This is a genomic window from Citrobacter sp. VF227 (assembly GCF_052950715.1).
In genome coordinates this window covers 181,312-198,430 of sequence record NZ_JBRFVF010000005.1, presented here as the reverse complement: position 1 = coordinate 198,430, position 17,119 = coordinate 181,312, and the positions used below count along the sequence as shown (strand labels likewise).

Here is a 17,119-nt window from a genome sequence, read left to right as displayed (position 1 = left end):
CTTAATTCCTTAATGACTTTTTCTTCTTTGCCACAGCGACCGTGGCGGTTGATTATGACGTGTGAACATGAAGAAAATTCCAGGGAAGACTCTGAAATTTGTAAGTAACATTGAACGGCATAATAAATAAGCCGTTACATCGCATTCAGGAGCGCCATCTTGGCTAATTCACCCGCACATTACTCGGTGTTAACCGCCGCCCACTGGGGACCTGTTCTCGTCGAAACCGATGGAGAGACGGTTTTCTCCTCGCGTGGCGCGCTGCCCACTTCCCATCCCAACTCTTTGCAAACCGTGGTGCATAACCAGGTGCACAGTAAAACGCGGGTACGTTTTCCAATGGTGCGTAAAGGCTTTCTCGCCTCGCCGGAGGACCCGCAGGGCGTGCGCGGGCAGGATGAATTTGTTCGCATCAGTTGGGACGAGGCACTGAATCTTATCCATACGCAGCATAAACGTATCCGTGACAGCTACGGCCCGGCCTCGATTTTTGCCGGTTCCTATGGCTGGCGCTCTAACGGCGTGTTACACAAAGGGGCAACTCTGCTACAGCGTTATATGGCGCTGGCAGGCGGTTATACCGGGCATCTGGGGGATTATTCGACGGGGGCTGCGCAGGCCATCATGCCTTACGTGGTGGGCGGTAACGAAGTTTACCAGCAGCAAACCAGCTGGCCTGTGGTATTGGAGAACAGCGAGGTGGTGGTGTTATGGAGCGCTAATCCGCTGAATACCCTGAAGATCGCCTGGAATGCCTCCGACGAGCAGGGTCTTACTTACTTTGAGGCTTTGCGCGACAGCGGCAAACGTTTGATCTGTATCGATCCGATGCGATCGGAAAGCGTCGAATTCTTTGGCGATAAGATGGAATGGATTGCCCCGCATATGGGGACCGACGTGGCGCTGATGTTGGGCATCGCGCATACGCTGGTGGAAAACGATTGGCACGATGTCGATTTTCTCGCCCGGTGTACGACGGGATATGACCTTTTCTCGGATTATCTACTGGGGAAATCTGACGATGTTGCGAAAACGGCGGAGTGGGCGGCTAAAATTTGTGGTGTTCCGGCAGCAAAAATACGTGAACTCGCGGCGATATTTCATCAAAATACTACCATGCTGATGGCGGGATGGGGCATGCAGCGTCAGCAGTATGGCGAGCAGAAACACTGGATGATCGTTACCCTGGCCGCCATGCTTGGGCAGATTGGGACGCCAGGCGGTGGTTTTGGTCTATCGTACCATTTTGCCAACGGCGGGAACCCGACGCGCCGTGCTGCGGTGCTGGCTTCAATGCAGGGCAGCGTTAAAGGCGGCACCGATGCAGTGGATAAAATCCCGGTGGCGCGGATAGTCGAAGCGCTGGAAAACCCGGGTGGTTTTTACCAGCATAACGGTATGGATCGCCATTTCCCGGATATCCGGATGCTGTGGTGGGCGGGCGGTGCCAACTTCACGCATCATCAGGATACCAACCGTCTGATTCGCGCCTGGCAAAAACCGGAGCTGGTGGTTATCTCGGAATGTTTCTGGACCGCCGCAGCGAAGCATGCCGATATCGTGCTGCCAGCGACCACCTCTTTTGAGCGCAATGATTTGACCATGACTGGCGATTACAGCAACCAGCACCTGGTGCCGATGAAGCAGGTCGTCCCGCCGCAGTATGAAGCGCGAAATGATTATGATGTTTTTGCCGAACTGAGTGAACGCTGGGAAGAGGGCGGTTATGAGCGATTCACCGAAGGCAAAAGCGAGCTGGAATGGCTGGAGACGTTTTACAATATTGCCGGGCAGCGTGGGGCCAGCCAGCAGGTGACGTTGCCGCCATTCTCCTTGTTTTGGCAACAAAATGCGCTGATTGAAATGCCGGAAAACGCCACCAGCGCGCAGTTTATCCGTTTCGCCGATTTTCGCCGCGACCCGCAGGCGCATCCGCTGAAAACGGACAGCGGCAAAATTGAAATCTACTCCGCGAAGATTGCCGGTTACGGCTATGCGGATTGTGCGGGCCACCCGATGTGGCTGGAGCCGGATGAATGGTTCGGTAACGCCGAGCCGGATCAGTTACAGCTGCTTTCCGCGCATCCGGCGCACCGTTTGCACAGCCAGCTTAACTACAGCGCGTTGCGTGAGCAGTATGCAGTAGCGGATCGTGAGCCGGTAACTATTCATCCGCAGGATGCCAACGCGCGCGGCATTGCGGATGGCGACACGGTCAGGGTGTGGAATCAACGTGGACACGTTCTGGCGGGGGCCGTGGTGACGGAAGGCATCAAACCTGGCGTCATCTGTATTCATGAAGGTGCCTGGCCTGATTTGGAGCCGACAGCTGACGGTATTTGTAAAAATGGCGCCGTCAACGTGCTGACCAAAGATCTCCCCAGCTCGAAGCTGGGGAATGGCTGCGCGGGCAACACTGCGCTGGTGTGGCTCGAAAAATACAGCGGACCGAACCTGGCGCTTACTGCGTTTGATCCGCCTGCCAGCCCATAATCCACGTAGGATGGTGAGTCTCCTCCTGCCATGCGCCGTCTTCAATGCGAAAACCGAGCGCATGGTAGAAGTTCACCGCTGATTGATTCTTCTGGTACACCTCGAGGCTGAGTAACGAAAAGCGCTGCTGCACATGGTGTACCAGCGCTTTGCCGATCCCGCTTCTGATGGCGGTAGGTGCGACAAACAGGGCGCCGAGGAAGCGGTCGTCAATGACGCTGACAAAACCTTTGAGCGCACCTTCTTCTTCCCACACCCAGGTTTGTGCGGCGGGCAGGTAAACATCCCGCACGATGGATTCACTTTCGCGCCAGTAACGTTCTTCGATAAACGGATGAGCATGGATCGTGCTTTCCATCCACAGCGCCAGAATTGACGGTAGATCATCAGCCTTTGATTCACGAATCATGTTGTTCTCCCGGGTAACAGATGCAGCTGGTGACATGGTCGTTGACCAGTCCGCACGCCTGCATAAAGGAGTAACAGATGGTGGTGCCGACAAACTTAAACCCGCGTTTTTTTAACGCCTTAGATAGCGCATCTGACGCAGGCGTTGAGGTGGGAATATCGCTCAGGTTGGCGGCGCGGGTCACTTGCGGTTGGTGATCAACAAATGACCAGACGAACTCGCTAAATGACTCTCCGTCTTGCGTCATCGTTTGGTAAGCGCGCGCGTTGCCAATAATGGCCTGAATTTTTCCGCGATGGCGAATTATGCCGGCATCCAGTACCAGCCTTTCCACGTCCTCTTCAGTCATGGCCGCCACTTTTTCCGGGTCAAAATGGTGAAAGGCGTGGCGATAGTTTTCCCGTTTCTTCAGTACGGTAATCCACGATAGCCCTGCCTGCTGGCCTTCGAGGCAGATCATTTCGAACAGCTTTTTGCCATCGGTTTCCGGGACGCCCCATTCCTTGTCGTGGTAGGCAATGTAAAGTGGATCCTGACTGACCCATCCGCAACGCTGCATATTCTTCCTCGCTGTTTTTACTGGCGTAAAAATTTCATTCGGCCCGCCTTGACGCGCCAGCTAAAAAGACAATATTTAATATAAGGCCTTCAGGCCCAAATACTTCACACAATGACAATAATATCGCCGAATTCGGCTCTTTTCTGGAGTCGCGTTGATGCTTATAAGAAACAGTAGTGGTCGTCAGAGGTTAACTCTGGCGAGCGTTGTAGTTTGTGCGCTGTCCATCAATACAGCATATGGCTGGCAACAAGAATATATCGTTGATGCAATGTCAGGGCATACGGCTGAACGTTATACATGGGACAGCGATCACCAACCGCGTTATAACGATATTTTGGAAGAACGTATTCGCTCCACTCAAAACGTGGCGGGTCCCGTGGTGAATCTGGTCGATGATACGCCAATGGATGCAACCAGCGGCATGAGTATGGGCTGGAACTTCCCGCTCTCAAGGCAAGTTACGACCGGTCCGGTTGCGGCACTGCATTATGACGGTTCGACCACCTCTACTTATAATGAATTTGGCGATAGTGCGACGTCGGTAACGCAGACCGATCCGCTGTGGCATGCCAGCGTCAGCACGTTAGGCTGGCGCGTCAATTCGCAGTTCGGCGATGTGCGACCGTGGGCGCAAATCAGCTATAACCAGCAGTTTGGCGAAAATATCTGGAAAGCGCAGTCGGGCCTCAGCCGCATGACGGCGGTGGGTCAGGACGGTAACTGGGTGGATGTTACTGTGGGTGCGGATATGCTGTTGAACCCGCACATGGCGGCTTACGCGGCGCTCTCGCAGGCGGAAAATAGTGCCAACAACAGCGACTATATGTACACCATGGGAGTAAGCGCCAAATTTTAACGCGAAAAAATCATCAAATAAACATCTTGATTACATGTTGATATCAACAATTATACGCATCTCAGCGATAGTGTGTACTAACTCATGCGATAAAATTCAGTAACCGGACTTTTTGTCTCGTCATTCATTCCGCATTCCAGGCAGTTCATTCCATCCTGGCGGCATTTCATGCCATTTTCCCCTGGCTATAAAAGCGCTTCGGTATGGTTGTTGGCAGAGAATTTCCCATTTTGTTTATGCAGGAAGACTGCCATGAAAACTTCTGATTATCAGCGTACCCGCTGGCTGACACTGATCGGCACCATCATTACTCAATTTGCCTTAGGTTCTGTTTATACCTGGAGCCTGTTTAACGGTGCGCTCTCTTCTAAGCTTGATGCGCCAGTGAGCCAGGTAGCATTTTCCTTTGGTTTGCTGAGCCTTGGGCTGGCGATTTCCTCTTCCGTCGCCGGGAAGTTGCAGGAACGTTTTGGCGTGAAGCGCGTCACCATGGCGTCCGGTATTTTACTCGGCGTTGGCTTCTTCTTAACCGCCCATTCTGACAGCCTGATTATGCTGTGGTTGAGCGCCGGCGTGCTGGTTGGTCTGGCGGATGGTGCGGGCTATCTGTTAACACTTTCCAACTGCGTAAAATGGTTCCCGGAGCGTAAGGGACTGATTTCTGCGTTCGCCATCGGTTCTTATGGCCTTGGCAGCCTCGGTTTTAAATTTATCGACAGCCAACTTTTGAGCACCGTGGGTCTGGAAAAAACTTTCATGATTTGGGGCGCGATTGTGCTGGTGATGATCGTCTTTGGCTCCACGCTGATGAAAGATGCGCCGAATCAGGAAGTGAAGGCCAAAAATGGCGTAATGGAGAACGACTACACGTTGGCGCAGTCCATGCGTAAACCGCAGTACTGGATGCTGGCCGTGATGTTTCTGACGGCGTGTATGAGCGGGCTGTACGTAATTGGCGTGGCAAAAGATATCGCACAAAGTCTGGCACATATGGATGTGGCAACGGCGGCAAACGCGGTGACCGTGATTTCTATCGCTAACCTGTCTGGTCGTCTGGTTCTGGGTATTCTGTCCGATAAAATCTCCCGTATTCGCGTTATCACTATTGGTCAGGTCGTTTCGCTGGTGGGTATGGCCGCACTGCTGTTCGCGCCGCTGAATGACATAACCTTCTTTACCGCAATTGCCTGTGTTGCCTTCAACTTTGGTGGCACTATCACCGTGTTCCCATCACTGGTCAGCGAGTTCTTCGGGTTGAATAACCTGGCGAAAAACTACGGTGTTATCTACCTTGGTTTTGGTATCGGCAGTATTTGTGGCTCGATTATCGCTTCGCTGTTTGGCGGTTTCTATGTCACCTTCTGCGTTATCTTTGCGCTGTTAATCATCTCGCTGGCGCTTTCTACCACTATTCGTCAGCCGCAGCGTAGCGTCTATACCGAGGCACACGCCTGAATCTATTAGTGGTTTGATTAATACCCGGCGCATATATTTACAAAAATATATGCGCCCTTTGCATTCTCTATAAGCACTTTTCTTCCCTCCTGTGGTCTACTTACCTGCGCTGTAGAATTTTCTTATTATCTGCACTTGTCGCACTTTTCCCCTGTAGGGTCTGACAGGCCTTTACACAGGGTGTTTTTATCCCTTGTTCCAGGGTTTGTTTGCATGAGATATATCAAATCGATGACGCAGCAGAGGCTGAGTTTCTTGCTCGCGATCTATATCGGTCTCTTTATGAATTGCGCTGTGTTTTTCCGCCGCTTTAGCGGATATGCGCACGAGTTTACCGTCTGGAAAGGACTCTCTGCGGTTGTTGAATTAGCAGGCACTGTGCTGGTGACCTTCTTTTTACTCCGTGTTCTCTCTTTATTTGGCCGACGCGTCTGGCGTGTCCTGGCAACGTTTGTGGTGCTCTGCTCTGCCGGTGCCAGCTATTACATGACTTTCCTGAACGTGGTCATTGGCTACGGTATTATTGCCTCGGTCATGACTACCGATATTGATTTATCAAAAGAAGTTGTCGGCTGGCATTTTATCGCGTGGCTGGTTTCAGTCAGTATTATCCCATTGGTGCTGATTTGGAGTAACCGCTGTCGTTATACCCTGATGAGGCAGATTCGTACGCCAGGCATGAGATGGCGTAGCGTGGCGGCGGTTTTATTGGCTGGCCTGATGGTGTGGGTGCCCATTCGTCTACTCAGCATGCAACAGAAAAGCGTTGAGCGTGAAACAGGCATTGATTTACCCAGCTACGGTGGGGTCGTTGCGAACTCCTATTTGCCGTCTAACTGGCTCTCTGCGCTGGGTTTGTACGCCTGGGCACAGGTGGATGAATCTTCAGACAACAAATCGTTGATGAACCCGGCGAAGAAGTTTACGTATGTTGCGCCCAAAAACCTCGACGACACTTATGTGGTCTTTATTATCGGCGAAACGACTCGCTGGGATCATATGGGGATTTTTGGTTATGAACGAAATACCACGCCAAGGCTCGCCCAGGAGAAAAATCTGGCCGCATTCCGTGGATACTCTTGTGACACTGCGACCAAACTTTCGCTGCGCTGTATGTTTGTGCGCGAAGGTGGGGCGGAAGAAAACCCTCAGCGTACTCTGAAAGAACAAAACGTCTTTTCCGTGCTCGGTCAGTTAGGGTTCAAGACAGACCTCTACGCAATGCAAAGTGAGATGTGGTTCTACAGCAATACCATGGCGGAGAACATCGCCTACCGTGAGCAGATTGGCGCTGAGCCGCGTAACCGTGGCAAAAACGTTGACGATATGCTGCTGATTAATGAGATGCAGCAATCTTTACAGAAGACTGATGATGGTGAAAAGCGTCTGATTATTCTGCACACCAAAGGCTCGCACTTTAACTACACCCAGCGTTACACCCGTGAATATGCACAGTGGAAGCCGGAGTGTGTCAACGTAGATAGTGGCTGCTCGAAAGAGGAGATGATTAACTCATTTGATAATTCGGTAACCTACGTTGATCACTTTATTACTCAGGTGTTTGATCAGCTGCGCGATAAGAAAGCGATCGTGTTCTACGCCGCCGATCACGGCGAGTCGATTAATGAACGGGAGCACCTGCACGGTACACCGCGTAAAATGGCGCCGCCAGAGCAGTTCCGCGTTCCTATGATGGTGTGGATGTCAGACAAATATCTGGAAGACCCTGACCATGCGAAGGCGTTTGCGCACCTGAAGCAAGAAGCTGAGATGAAGGTGCCGCGTCGTCATGTGGAACTGTACGATACCGTTCTGGGTTGCCTCGGTTATACCTCGCCAAATGGCGGTATTAACGAGAATAACAACTGGTGCCGTATCCCGGATGGGGAGAAAGCAGCGGCCCAGTAACAGGCCTGCTGACTTTCTCGCCGATCGAATGGCATTTTGTTACTAAGGGATTGACGGGCGCGCGGCTGAGCAGTAAGATGCGCCCCGCATTCGGTGATTGGCGCAGCCTGGTAGCGCACTTCGTTCGGGACGAAGGGGTCGGAGGTTCGAATCCTCTATCACCGACCAAATTTGAAACCCTGCTCAACGAGCAGGGTTTTTTGCTTTATAGCCCGAGAGGATGAGAACCTCCGGGGGTAAGAGGTTCGACTCGAGCGTAGCGAGAGAACGTTGCGTAAGCAACGGCCCGCAGGGCGAGCCACGCAGTGGCGAGTAATCCTCTATCACCGACCAAATTTGAAACCCTGCTCAACGAGCAGGGTTTTTTGCTTTATAGCCTGAGAGGATGAGAACCTCCGGGGGAAGAAGTACCGCTCTCACCGACCTAAATTGACCTTCCTTTTATCTGTAAAAATTGTGCACCACTTCCCACTGACTGTTAACGATTCTGTGACATATTCCATTGCCTTTTTTTATGTTTGCATGAAACTTTTTTTGCGCTACTTATGGCTGACGCTGGCATTTTCCGCTGTGCGTTTTAACGTTCATGGCATTAATCGCTCAGATATGCAGCATTCATTGGGAAAATTTGAATAAATTGCATAAATGTTAATCACTAAATGTTGAGAAGTATGAAGATGTTTATTCTGGCATAGTGCGCGTAGCACAAATTTCCCTGCTGAAAATACCCGCTTGCACTTTTTTTAATCTTTGTCTGCCAATTCTCACCGTTGGTGCAAATCGCGGCTACCTGTATTGACGTTTTCACATTCTGTTGACAGATTGTAGGGCATGAGGGGCATTTCATGGAGAATCCGCACTGCAACTCAGTCGCTTATGTGAACGGAATCCCCATCCTCTTAACGCTGACCCGGCCGGGTAAAAAACAAAAAAGGCCAGGCGGTGCAAACCCACTGCAAAGGGTAAAACAACAAACATCACATTTGGAGCAGAAGAATGAGTATTTCCTTGAAGAAGTCAGGGATGCTGAAGCTTGGTCTGAGCCTGGTGGCTATGACCGTCGCAGCAAGCGTACAGGCTAAAACTCTGGTTTATTGTTCAGAAGGATCTCCTGAAGGCTTTAACCCACAGCTTTTCACCTCTGGTACCACCTATGATGCCAGCTCCGTGCCGATCTATAATCGCCTGGTCGAGTTCAAAACCGGTACAACTGAAGTGGTCCCGGGCCTTGCTGAGAAGTGGGAAATCAGCGAAGACGGTAAAACCTATACCTTCCACCTGCGTCAGGGCGTGAAGTGGCAGGACAACAAAGATTTTAAACCGACGCGCGATTTAAACGCTGATGACGTGGTGTTCTCTTTCGATCGTCAGAAAAATGCCCAGAACCCGTACCACAAAGTGTCTGGCGGCAGCTATGAATACTTCGAAGGGATGGGGCTGCCAGACCTGATCTCCGAAGTGAAAAAAGTGGATGATAAAACGGTTCAGTTCGTGCTGACTCGCCCGGAAGCACCATTCCTGGCTGACCTGGCTATGGACTTCGCTTCTATTCTTTCCAAAGAATATGCAGACAACATGCTGAAAGCCGGTTCCCCGGAGAAAGTGGATCTGAACCCAATCGGTACCGGTCCGTTCCAGCTGCAGCAGTACCAGAAAGACTCCCGTATTCTGTATAAAGCATTCGAAGGTTACTGGGGCACTAAGCCTAAAATCGACCGTCTGGTCTTCTCCATTACGCCTGACGCTTCCGTGCGTTACGCAAAACTGCAGAAGAACGAGTGCCAGGTAATGCCGTACCCGAACCCGGCTGACATCGCGCGCATGAAGCAGGATAAAAATATCAACCTGATGGAGCAGGCTGGTCTGAACGTTGGCTACCTCTCTTTCAACACAGAGAAGAAACCGTTTGATGACGTGAAAGTCCGCCAGGCGCTGACCTACGCGGTTAACAAAGAAGCGATCATTAAAGCGGTTTATCAGGGCGCTGGCGTCGCCGCGAAGAACCTGATCCCGCCGACCATGTGGGGCTATAACGACGACGTTAAGGACTACACCTACGATCCTGAGAAAGCCAAAGCGCTGTTGAAGGAAGCCGGTCAGGACAAAGGCTTTACCGTTGAACTGTGGGCGATGCCGGTACAGCGTCCGTACAACCCGAACGCGCGCCGTATGGCGGAAATGGTTCAGGCTGACTGGGCGAAAATTGGCGTTCAGGCCAAGATTGTGACCTATGAGTGGGGCGAGTACCTGAAACGCGCCAAAGCGGGTGAGCATCAGGCCGTGATGATGGGCTGGACCGGTGACAACGGGGATCCGGACAACTTCTTCGCCACCCTGTTCAGCTGTGCGGCAGCGAAAGACGGTTCTAACTATTCTCGCTGGTGCTACAAGCCGTTTGAAGACCTGATCCAACCGGCGCGAGCGACCGACGATCACAACAAACGTATTGAACTGTACAAGCAAGCTCAGGTTGTTATGCACGATCAGGCCCCGGCTCTGATTGTTGCTCACTCCACCGTGTATGAACCAGTGCGTAAAGAAGTAAAAGGCTATGTGGTTGATCCATTAGGCAAACACCACTTCGAAAACGTCTCTGTCGAATAATTAAAAGCAAGCCAGGCAGCGCTACGGACCGTTAAGTCGGGTCACCGTAGCGCCACCTGACAGTAATGCTTTATCTCCCTCTCGTTGGAGGGGGAGATAAGATTTGTGAGCAATACAGACTCACGGTTCCAGGCCGTGCGTCATTAGAGAGAATCCGGGTTATGTTGCAGTTCATTCTCCGACGTTTGGGACTCGTCATCCCCACGTTTATCGGTATCACTCTTCTCACCTTTGCCTTTGTCCATATGATCCCCGGCGATCCGGTAATGATCATGGCGGGTGAACGTGGAATCTCCCCTGAGCGTCATGCTCAACTGCTGGCTGAACTCGGTCTGGACAAACCGATGTGGCAACAGTACCTCCACTATATCTGGGGGGTTATGCATGGTGATTTAGGTATTTCGCTGAAAAGCCGCTTACCGGTGTGGGAAGAGTTCGTACCTCGCTTCAAAGCGACGCTGGAACTCGGCGTCTGCGCGATGATTTTCGCCGTCGCAGTAGGTATTCCGGTGGGTGTTCTCGCTGCCGTCAAGCGCGGCTCCATTTTCGATCATACTGCCGTTGGCCTTGCGCTGACCGGTTACTCCATGCCGATCTTCTGGTGGGGCATGATGCTGATCATGCTGGTTTCCGTACAGTGGAACCTGACGCCAGTTTCCGGTCGGGTGAGCGACATGGTGTTCCTTGATGATTCCAACCCCCTGACCGGTTTTATGCTGATCGACACCGCTATCTGGGGTGAACAGGGCAACTTCATCGATGCGCTGGCGCATATGGTCCTGCCGGCAATGGTACTGGGCACTATACCTTTGGCGGTCATTGTGCGTATGACCCGTTCATCGATGCTGGAAGTGCTGGGTGAGGATTACATTCGTACCGCGCGCGCCAAGGGCCTGACCCGGATGCGCGTCATCATCATTCATGCTCTGCGCAACGCCATGCTGCCCGTTGTGACCGTTATCGGCCTGCAGGTCGGTACATTGCTGGCCGGGGCGATCCTGACTGAGACCATTTTCTCGTGGCCGGGTCTGGGGCGCTGGCTGATCGATGCGCTGCAACGCCGCGATTATCCGGTAGTGCAGGGCGGGGTATTACTGGTCGCGACGATGATTATCCTCGTCAACCTACTGGTAGACCTGCTGTACGGCGTGGTGAACCCGCGTATTCGGCATAAGAAGTAAGGGGCCATCATGTCACAGGTTACTGAAAATAAAGTTATTGCTGCACCGGTGCCCATGACCCCGCTGCAGGAGTTCTGGCACTATTTTAAACGCAACAAAGGCGCGGTTGTTGGGCTGGTGTATGTGGTGGTGATGATCCTGATTGCGGTCTTTGCCAACGTTCTCGCGCCGTACAACCCGGCAGACCAGTTCCGCGATACGCTGCTGGCTCCGCCTGCATGGCAGGAAGGCGGTTCCATGGCGCATCTGTTTGGTACTGATGATGTGGGCCGCGATGTGCTGTCCCGCCTGATGTACGGTGCGCGTCTGTCGCTGCTGGTTGGCTGTCTGGTGGTGGTGCTCTCCCTGCTGATGGGCGTGGTTCTCGGGCTTATCGCCGGTTATTTTGGCGGGATTGTCGATAACGTCATCATGCGTGTGGTTGATATTATGCTGGCGCTGCCGAGCCTGTTACTGGCGCTGGTGCTGGTGGCGGTATTTGGTCCCTCGATTGGCAACGCCGCGCTGGCGCTGACGTTCGTGGCATTGCCGCACTATGTGCGTCTGACGCGCGCCGCCGTACTGGTGGAGGTTAACCGCGACTATGTCACCGCATCCCGCGTGGCGGGAGCCGGTGCGATGCGCCAGATGTTCGTCAACATTCTTCCTAACTGTCTTGCGCCGCTGATTGTTCAGGCGTCGCTTGGCTTCTCGAACGCCATTCTCGATATGGCTGCCCTCGGCTTCCTGGGGATGGGCGCACAGCCGCCGACGCCGGAGTGGGGCACCATGCTCTCTGACGTGCTGCAGTTCGCTCAAAGTGCCTGGTGGGTCGTGACCTTCCCGGGGCTGGCGATCCTGCTGACGGTACTGGCATTTAACCTGATGGGTGACGGTCTGCGTGACGCGCTCGATCCCAAACTGAAGCAGTAAGAGGTTCGAGATGGCGTTATTAAATGTAGATAAATTATCGGTGCACTTCGGTGATGTGGGTTCAGAATTCCGTGCCGTGGACCGCATTAGCTACAGTGTGAACCAGGGTGAAGTGGTTGGCATTGTTGGGGAATCTGGTTCTGGTAAGTCCGTCAGCTCGTTGGCAATTATGGGACTGATTGACTACCCCGGCCGCGTTATGGCTGAAAATCTGGAGTTTAATGGTCGCGACCTGAAGCGCATCTCTGAGAATGAGCGCCGCCAGCTGGTGGGGGCGGAAGTGGCAATGATCTTCCAGGACCCGATGACCAGCCTTAATCCCTGCTACACCGTTGGCTACCAGATTATGGAAGCCATCAAGGTGCACCAGGGTGGCAATAAAAAAACGCGTATTCAGCGGGCGATCGACCTGTTGACGCTGGTGGGGATCCCCGATCCGGCCTCGCGCCTGGATGTCTATCCGCACCAGTTGTCCGGTGGGATGAGCCAGCGCGTGATGATCGCCATGGCGATTGCCTGTCGTCCGAAGCTGCTGATTGCCGATGAACCGACAACGGCGCTGGATGTGACTATTCAGGCGCAGATCATCGAGCTGCTGCTGGAACTGCAGCAAAAAGAGAACATGGCGTTGGTCTTGATTACCCACGATCTGGCGCTGGTGGCCGAAGCGGCGCACAAAATCATCGTGATGTACGCCGGGCAGGTCGTGGAAACCGGGGCCGCGCAGGATATTTTCCGTGCGCCGCGCCATCCGTATACCCAGGCGTTGCTGCGAGCGTTGCCGGAGTTTGCTCAGGACAAAGCGCGTCTGGCCTCGTTGCCGGGCGTGGTACCAGGTAAATATGACCGTCCGAACGGCTGTTTACTGAACCCGCGCTGTCCCTATGCGACCGACAAATGCCGCGCTGAAGAACCTGAACTGAACCTGCTGGAAGGCGGTCGTCAGTCGAAATGCCACTACCCACTTGATGATGCCGGGAGGCCTGGGCTATGAGTACGCAAAAGGCCGCCGCGCAACAGCCGCTGTTGCAGGCAATTGACCTGAAAAAACACTACCCGGTGAAGAAGGGCATGTTCGCCCCGGAACGCCTGGTGAAAGCGCTGGATGGTGTTTCCTTTACCCTAGAGCGCGGTAAAACGCTGGCGGTGGTAGGTGAGTCGGGCTGTGGAAAATCCACGCTTGGCCGTCTGCTGACGATGATTGAAATCCCGACCGGCGGTGAGCTGTATTACCAGGGACAGGATTTGCTTAAGCACGACCCGCAGGCGCAGAAGCTGCGTCGGCAGAAAATCCAGATAGTGTTCCAGAACCCATACGGTTCCCTGAACCCTCGTAAGAAAGTCGGGCAGATTCTGGAAGAGCCGTTGCTGATCAACTCCACGCTCAGCAAAGAGGAGCGTCGTGAAAAAGCGCTGGCGATGATGGCGAAAGTGGGGCTGAAAACCGAGCACTACGACCGCTATCCGCATATGTTTTCCGGCGGCCAGCGTCAGCGTATCGCCATTGCCCGCGGTTTGATGCTTGACCCGGATGTGGTGATTGCCGACGAACCGGTCTCGGCGCTGGACGTTTCCGTACGTGCGCAGGTGCTGAACCTGATGATGGACTTGCAACAGGAACTGGGGCTGTCATACGTCTTTATCTCGCACGACCTGTCGGTGGTAGAGCACATTGCCGATGAAGTGATGGTGATGTATTTAGGCCGCTGCGTGGAAAAAGGAACCAAGGATCAGATCTTCAATAATCCACGGCATCCGTACACTCAGGCGCTGCTCTCCGCAACGCCGCGTCTGAACCCCGACGATCGCCGCGAGCGTATCAAGCTGACCGGTGAGCTGCCAAGCCCGCTGAATCCGCCACCAGGTTGCGCGTTCAACGCCCGTTGCCGTCGTCGCTTTGGTCCGTGTACTCAGCTTCAGCCACAGTTAAAAGACTATGGCGGTCAATTGGTAGCTTGTTTCGCCGTTGACCAGGATGAAAACCCACAGCAATAAACGTGGGTTATGACCCAATAACCGGAGCCTTGTGCTCCGGTTTTTTTATATTTTGTTTTTCCGTCCACAATGTGAGTCCTATGGCAGAACATTATTCCGCAGCGTATAAAATGTAGTCAGATTTCCTCTCGTCACAGAAATATCTATTTCGCAGTTGCTAACTATCAGGAGCAAATGTGGTTACGATACGCTGGGATATTAAAACAATTGATCGTCTGTCGATGGTTGAGGATGTCCTGAAGGAATTTTCCTGCTGCGATATCAATATCATCTCCATGAAAGTCACGCCTGGACGGATCCTGATTAAATCCTGGTGCCGCCAGTTACAGGATATTTCCTGCGTGCAATCCTGTTTAAGCCAGCGTGCCGATATTATTAATGTCGCTTACCTGTGCGAAGAGATAAGCGAGTTGTCGATGTCTGAGCCGGAACGCCCGCGCTATTTCTCTGACATTATTTTCAGCAGCCAGAGCATGCACTCGCTTATCGAAAAGGCGATAAAAATTGCTGACAGCAAATATACCGTTCTGATCCGTGGCGATACGGGCACAGGCAAAGAGCTGCTGGCCCGGGCTATCCATAATTCCGGGCAGCGGCGTTTTTATCCGTTTATTCCGGTTAACTGCTCTGCGCTTCCTGAGTCGTTGATGGAGAGTGAATTCTTTGGCTATGAGAAAGGGGCTTTTAGCGGCGCGGACTGTAAAGGTAAAAAAGGGTTGTTTGAAATGGCCGATAAAGGCACCCTTTTTCTCGATGAATTTGGTGAAATGTCGCTGGGTTTACAGGCTAAATTATTGCGCGTACTGCAGGATGGCGGGATCCGTCGCGTTGGCGGGGCACAAATTATTCCGGTTAATGTACGCATTATTGTGGCAACCAACGCCAATCTGGAAGATATGGTGGAGCAACGCCTGCTGCGGGCCGATCTCTATTACCGCATCAATGTACTTTCTCTGACTATTCCACCCTTGCGGGAGCGCCCGCAGGATATCAGTCTGTTGATTCGCCACTTTGTGCAGAAATACGCAAAGGAATTCCAGCGGCGGATCATTCTGGATAAAGCTTGTTTTGATGCCCTGCACCATCACAGCTGGCCGGGAAACGTGCGCGAACTGGAAAATACCATTATTCGTCTGATGCTAATGGCGGAATCCGATGTCATTACGCGGGAAGAATTAGGGATGCTGAATCTACCTGTCGTTGAGCAAGGCTCAACAGAACGTCCTTTTAAAGAGCAGGTTTTGTGTGCTGAACGCCAGCTAATTGAACAGATGGTGGAGGAGAATGTGTCGTCGCGGCATATCGCCAAAGCGCTGGGGGTGTCACATACCACGGTTCTGAATAAAATTCGCAGCTATCAACTGGAGAGTGTGAGCTAAGCGCCGCCAGGTGTTGACGGCGCTAAACGGATTATTCAATCAGCTTCAGCAACGGCGACAGGCACAGCAGGATCCCGTACAGCAGGATTAGCCAGGTTTTCAGCCCGCGCAGTTTTTCCAGCTGCGTGACTTTATAGATCAGGAAAAACGGAATAATACACGACACAATCCCGTATAGCGGGCTGCCTAACTGGAAGAACACCAGTACCGATACGCGAAACGATACCCAAATCACCAGGGTGATAACAATAAAGGTACAAATACCCAGCGTAAGCACCAGAGGATTAATTTTCTCCACGTCAATAACGCGGCTCAGAACGTTAAGAATGATTCCTTTAATCGCCTCGTGGAATCCCAAATAAATACCAAAGAACGCGGTTAATACGGCGAAGATATTTAGCACCGTTGAGGTGATATGAATAATCTGTCCGGGAATGACTTGTGCCGCCAGCGCCAATGCGGAAATATTTTGTTCGAAGGCTGATACGGCTTCTTCATGGCTAATGGAAAAGGTAAAAGAAAAAGAGAAAAACAGGATGACCGCAATCAGCGTAATGTAACTGATCCGATGCGTGCGTATAGCCATACGTGTGGCCAGCACTCGATCCGCCACTCGTTTGCGGTAGGCGATGTTCATAGGGTTCAACACCTGAATAAACACCGCAGAGAAGAAGCAGAACGGGATGGTTAGCAGCACGTCGCGAAAGAAAACAGAGGCTTCAGGGAAAGCGCTGATATTAGCGAAGTTCCAGTGCGGAATCATCGCAAAACCAAACACGATGATGATACCCACTTTGACCACCACCATCGGGCCGGAAATTTTGAACAGCAATTTTTCTCCCCCGGAAGCAATGGCGACCAGCACTGCAAAAATGGCTACTTTGTAGATTATTGACTGCGAAAGATCGGCATCGGTCAAACCAAAAGTTTTGATATATGAGGCGCTGTCAAAAACCACCGATAAGGAATAAATAAATATCCCGTGAATAATCATCAGAAAATAGATGACGCCAAGAAATACGCCCCAGTTCTTTCCCAGGTAATGACTGATAATATCGGTATAGTCATTACAGGTTTCACTTTCTGATAATGTTTTTAAATAAATATCTTGCACAATATAGGTTGCCGGATAGGCAATAATAAAGGCAACGATAAACACCCAAATGCCAGTTAAGCCAATTTGTACTGGCATTAGCACCGTTCCGGCACCAATTGCCATGCCGATGCACAGTAATACCCAGCCAAAATCGTATTTCGTAAACGGTATCTTTTTTGAGAATGGTACGGCGGTTGCTGTATTGTTGCTTAATTGTATTGTGTTGTCCTGCATAGAACCCCCTGCCGAAAATACGCACGCTCCCCGGA

General features: G+C 52.2%; 14 protein-coding genes, 1 tRNA gene and 1 other RNA gene. 13 read left to right on the top strand and 3 right to left on the bottom strand.

All coding sequences use genetic code 11. The annotated features are described in order from the left end of the window. Nucleotides 1-159 precede the first annotated feature (159 nt). Nucleotides 160-2,493, top strand: coding sequence for a molybdopterin guanine dinucleotide-containing S/N-oxide reductase (locus ACU8YC_RS17205; RefSeq protein WP_423390503.1), 2,334 nt, complete (start codon nt 160-162; stop codon nt 2,491-2,493). Here ACU8YC_RS17205 and ACU8YC_RS17200 read toward each other — a convergent pair. After that, nucleotides 2,462-2,902, bottom strand: a complete 441-nt coding sequence (locus tag ACU8YC_RS17200) for an N-acetyltransferase (RefSeq protein WP_151216932.1) — start codon at nt 2,900-2,902, stop codon at nt 2,462-2,464. The genes ACU8YC_RS17205 and ACU8YC_RS17200 overlap by 32 nt on opposite strands. Beyond that, nucleotides 2,892-3,461 (bottom strand): DNA-3-methyladenine glycosylase I, encoded by a 570-nt coding sequence (gene tag, locus ACU8YC_RS17195; protein ID WP_151216931.1) that lies wholly within the window; start codon nt 3,459-3,461, stop codon nt 2,892-2,894. Before tag ends, ACU8YC_RS17200 begins: the two co-directional genes overlap by 11 nt. Nucleotides 3,462-3,618: 157 nt before the next feature. Between tag and ACU8YC_RS17190 the strand changes: the two genes are divergently transcribed. The 12 genes from ACU8YC_RS17190 (at nt 3,619) to ACU8YC_RS17135 (ending at nt 15,754) form a co-directional block, all read left to right on the top strand. Next, nucleotides 3,619-4,320, top strand: coding sequence for an autotransporter outer membrane beta-barrel domain-containing protein (locus tag ACU8YC_RS17190; protein ID WP_151223981.1), 702 nt, complete (start codon nt 3,619-3,621; stop codon nt 4,318-4,320). A gap of 252 nt (nt 4,321-4,572) precedes the next feature. Beyond that, nucleotides 4,573-5,775, top strand: coding sequence for an L-lactate MFS transporter (locus tag ACU8YC_RS17185; RefSeq protein WP_151216929.1), 1,203 nt, complete (start codon nt 4,573-4,575; stop codon nt 5,773-5,775). A gap of 213 nt (nt 5,776-5,988) precedes the next feature. Next, nucleotides 5,989-7,683, top strand: a complete 1,695-nt coding sequence (eptB, locus tag ACU8YC_RS17180; RefSeq protein WP_446895578.1) for a kdo(2)-lipid A phosphoethanolamine 7''-transferase — start codon at nt 5,989-5,991, stop codon at nt 7,681-7,683. Between the two features lie 91 nt (nt 7,684-7,774). Then, a tRNA-Pro gene (locus tag ACU8YC_RS17175) sits at nt 7,775-7,851 on the top strand. Nucleotides 7,852-7,882: 31 nt separating this feature from the next. Further along, nucleotides 7,883-8,016: non-coding RNA, RtT sRNA (locus ACU8YC_RS17170), on the top strand. 512 nt (nt 8,017-8,528) lie between these two features. Then, complete coding sequence (locus ACU8YC_RS17165) at nt 8,529-8,765, top strand: hypothetical protein (protein ID WP_127674029.1); 237 nt, start codon at nt 8,529-8,531, stop codon at nt 8,763-8,765. Continuing rightward, entirely contained in the window at nt 8,680-10,287 is a 1,608-nt protein-coding gene (gene dppA / locus ACU8YC_RS17160; RefSeq protein ID WP_151216927.1) for a dipeptide ABC transporter periplasmic-binding protein DppA, read from the top strand. The genes ACU8YC_RS17165 and dppA overlap by 86 nt, the downstream gene beginning before the upstream one ends. A gap of 161 nt (nt 10,288-10,448) precedes the next feature. Further along, a complete protein-coding gene (gene dppB / locus ACU8YC_RS17155; protein WP_151216926.1) occupies nt 10,449-11,468 on the top strand; it encodes a dipeptide ABC transporter permease DppB in 1,020 nt (339 codons plus the stop codon). A 9-nt stretch (nt 11,469-11,477) separates the two neighbouring features. Beyond that, complete coding sequence (gene dppC, locus ACU8YC_RS17150) at nt 11,478-12,380, top strand: dipeptide ABC transporter permease DppC (protein ID WP_003837734.1); 903 nt, start codon at nt 11,478-11,480, stop codon at nt 12,378-12,380. A 10-nt stretch (nt 12,381-12,390) separates the two neighbouring features. Beyond that, nucleotides 12,391-13,374, top strand: coding sequence for a dipeptide ABC transporter ATP-binding protein (gene dppD / locus ACU8YC_RS17145; RefSeq protein ID WP_187253842.1), 984 nt, complete (start codon nt 12,391-12,393; stop codon nt 13,372-13,374). Continuing rightward, the gene (dppF, locus tag ACU8YC_RS17140) at nt 13,371-14,375 is read left to right on the top strand and encodes a dipeptide ABC transporter ATP-binding subunit DppF (protein WP_003024319.1); all 1,005 of its coding nucleotides are present in this window, start codon (nt 13,371-13,373) and stop codon (nt 14,373-14,375) included. Before dppD ends, dppF begins: the two co-directional genes overlap by 4 nt. 176 nt (nt 14,376-14,551) lie before the next feature. Continuing rightward, on the top strand, nt 14,552-15,754 hold the full coding sequence (locus ACU8YC_RS17135; RefSeq protein ID WP_446895577.1) for a sigma-54 interaction domain-containing protein: 1,203 nt from the start codon (nt 14,552-14,554) through the stop codon (nt 15,752-15,754). 31 nt (nt 15,755-15,785) lie between these two features. Here the strand turns inward: ACU8YC_RS17135 and ACU8YC_RS17130 are convergent, their stop codons facing one another. Next, nucleotides 15,786-17,084: a transporter gene (locus ACU8YC_RS17130; protein ID WP_210904170.1), complete on the bottom strand. Its 1,299-nt coding sequence runs from the start codon at nt 17,082-17,084 to the stop codon at nt 15,786-15,788. Nucleotides 17,085-17,119: the final 35 nt, after the last annotated feature.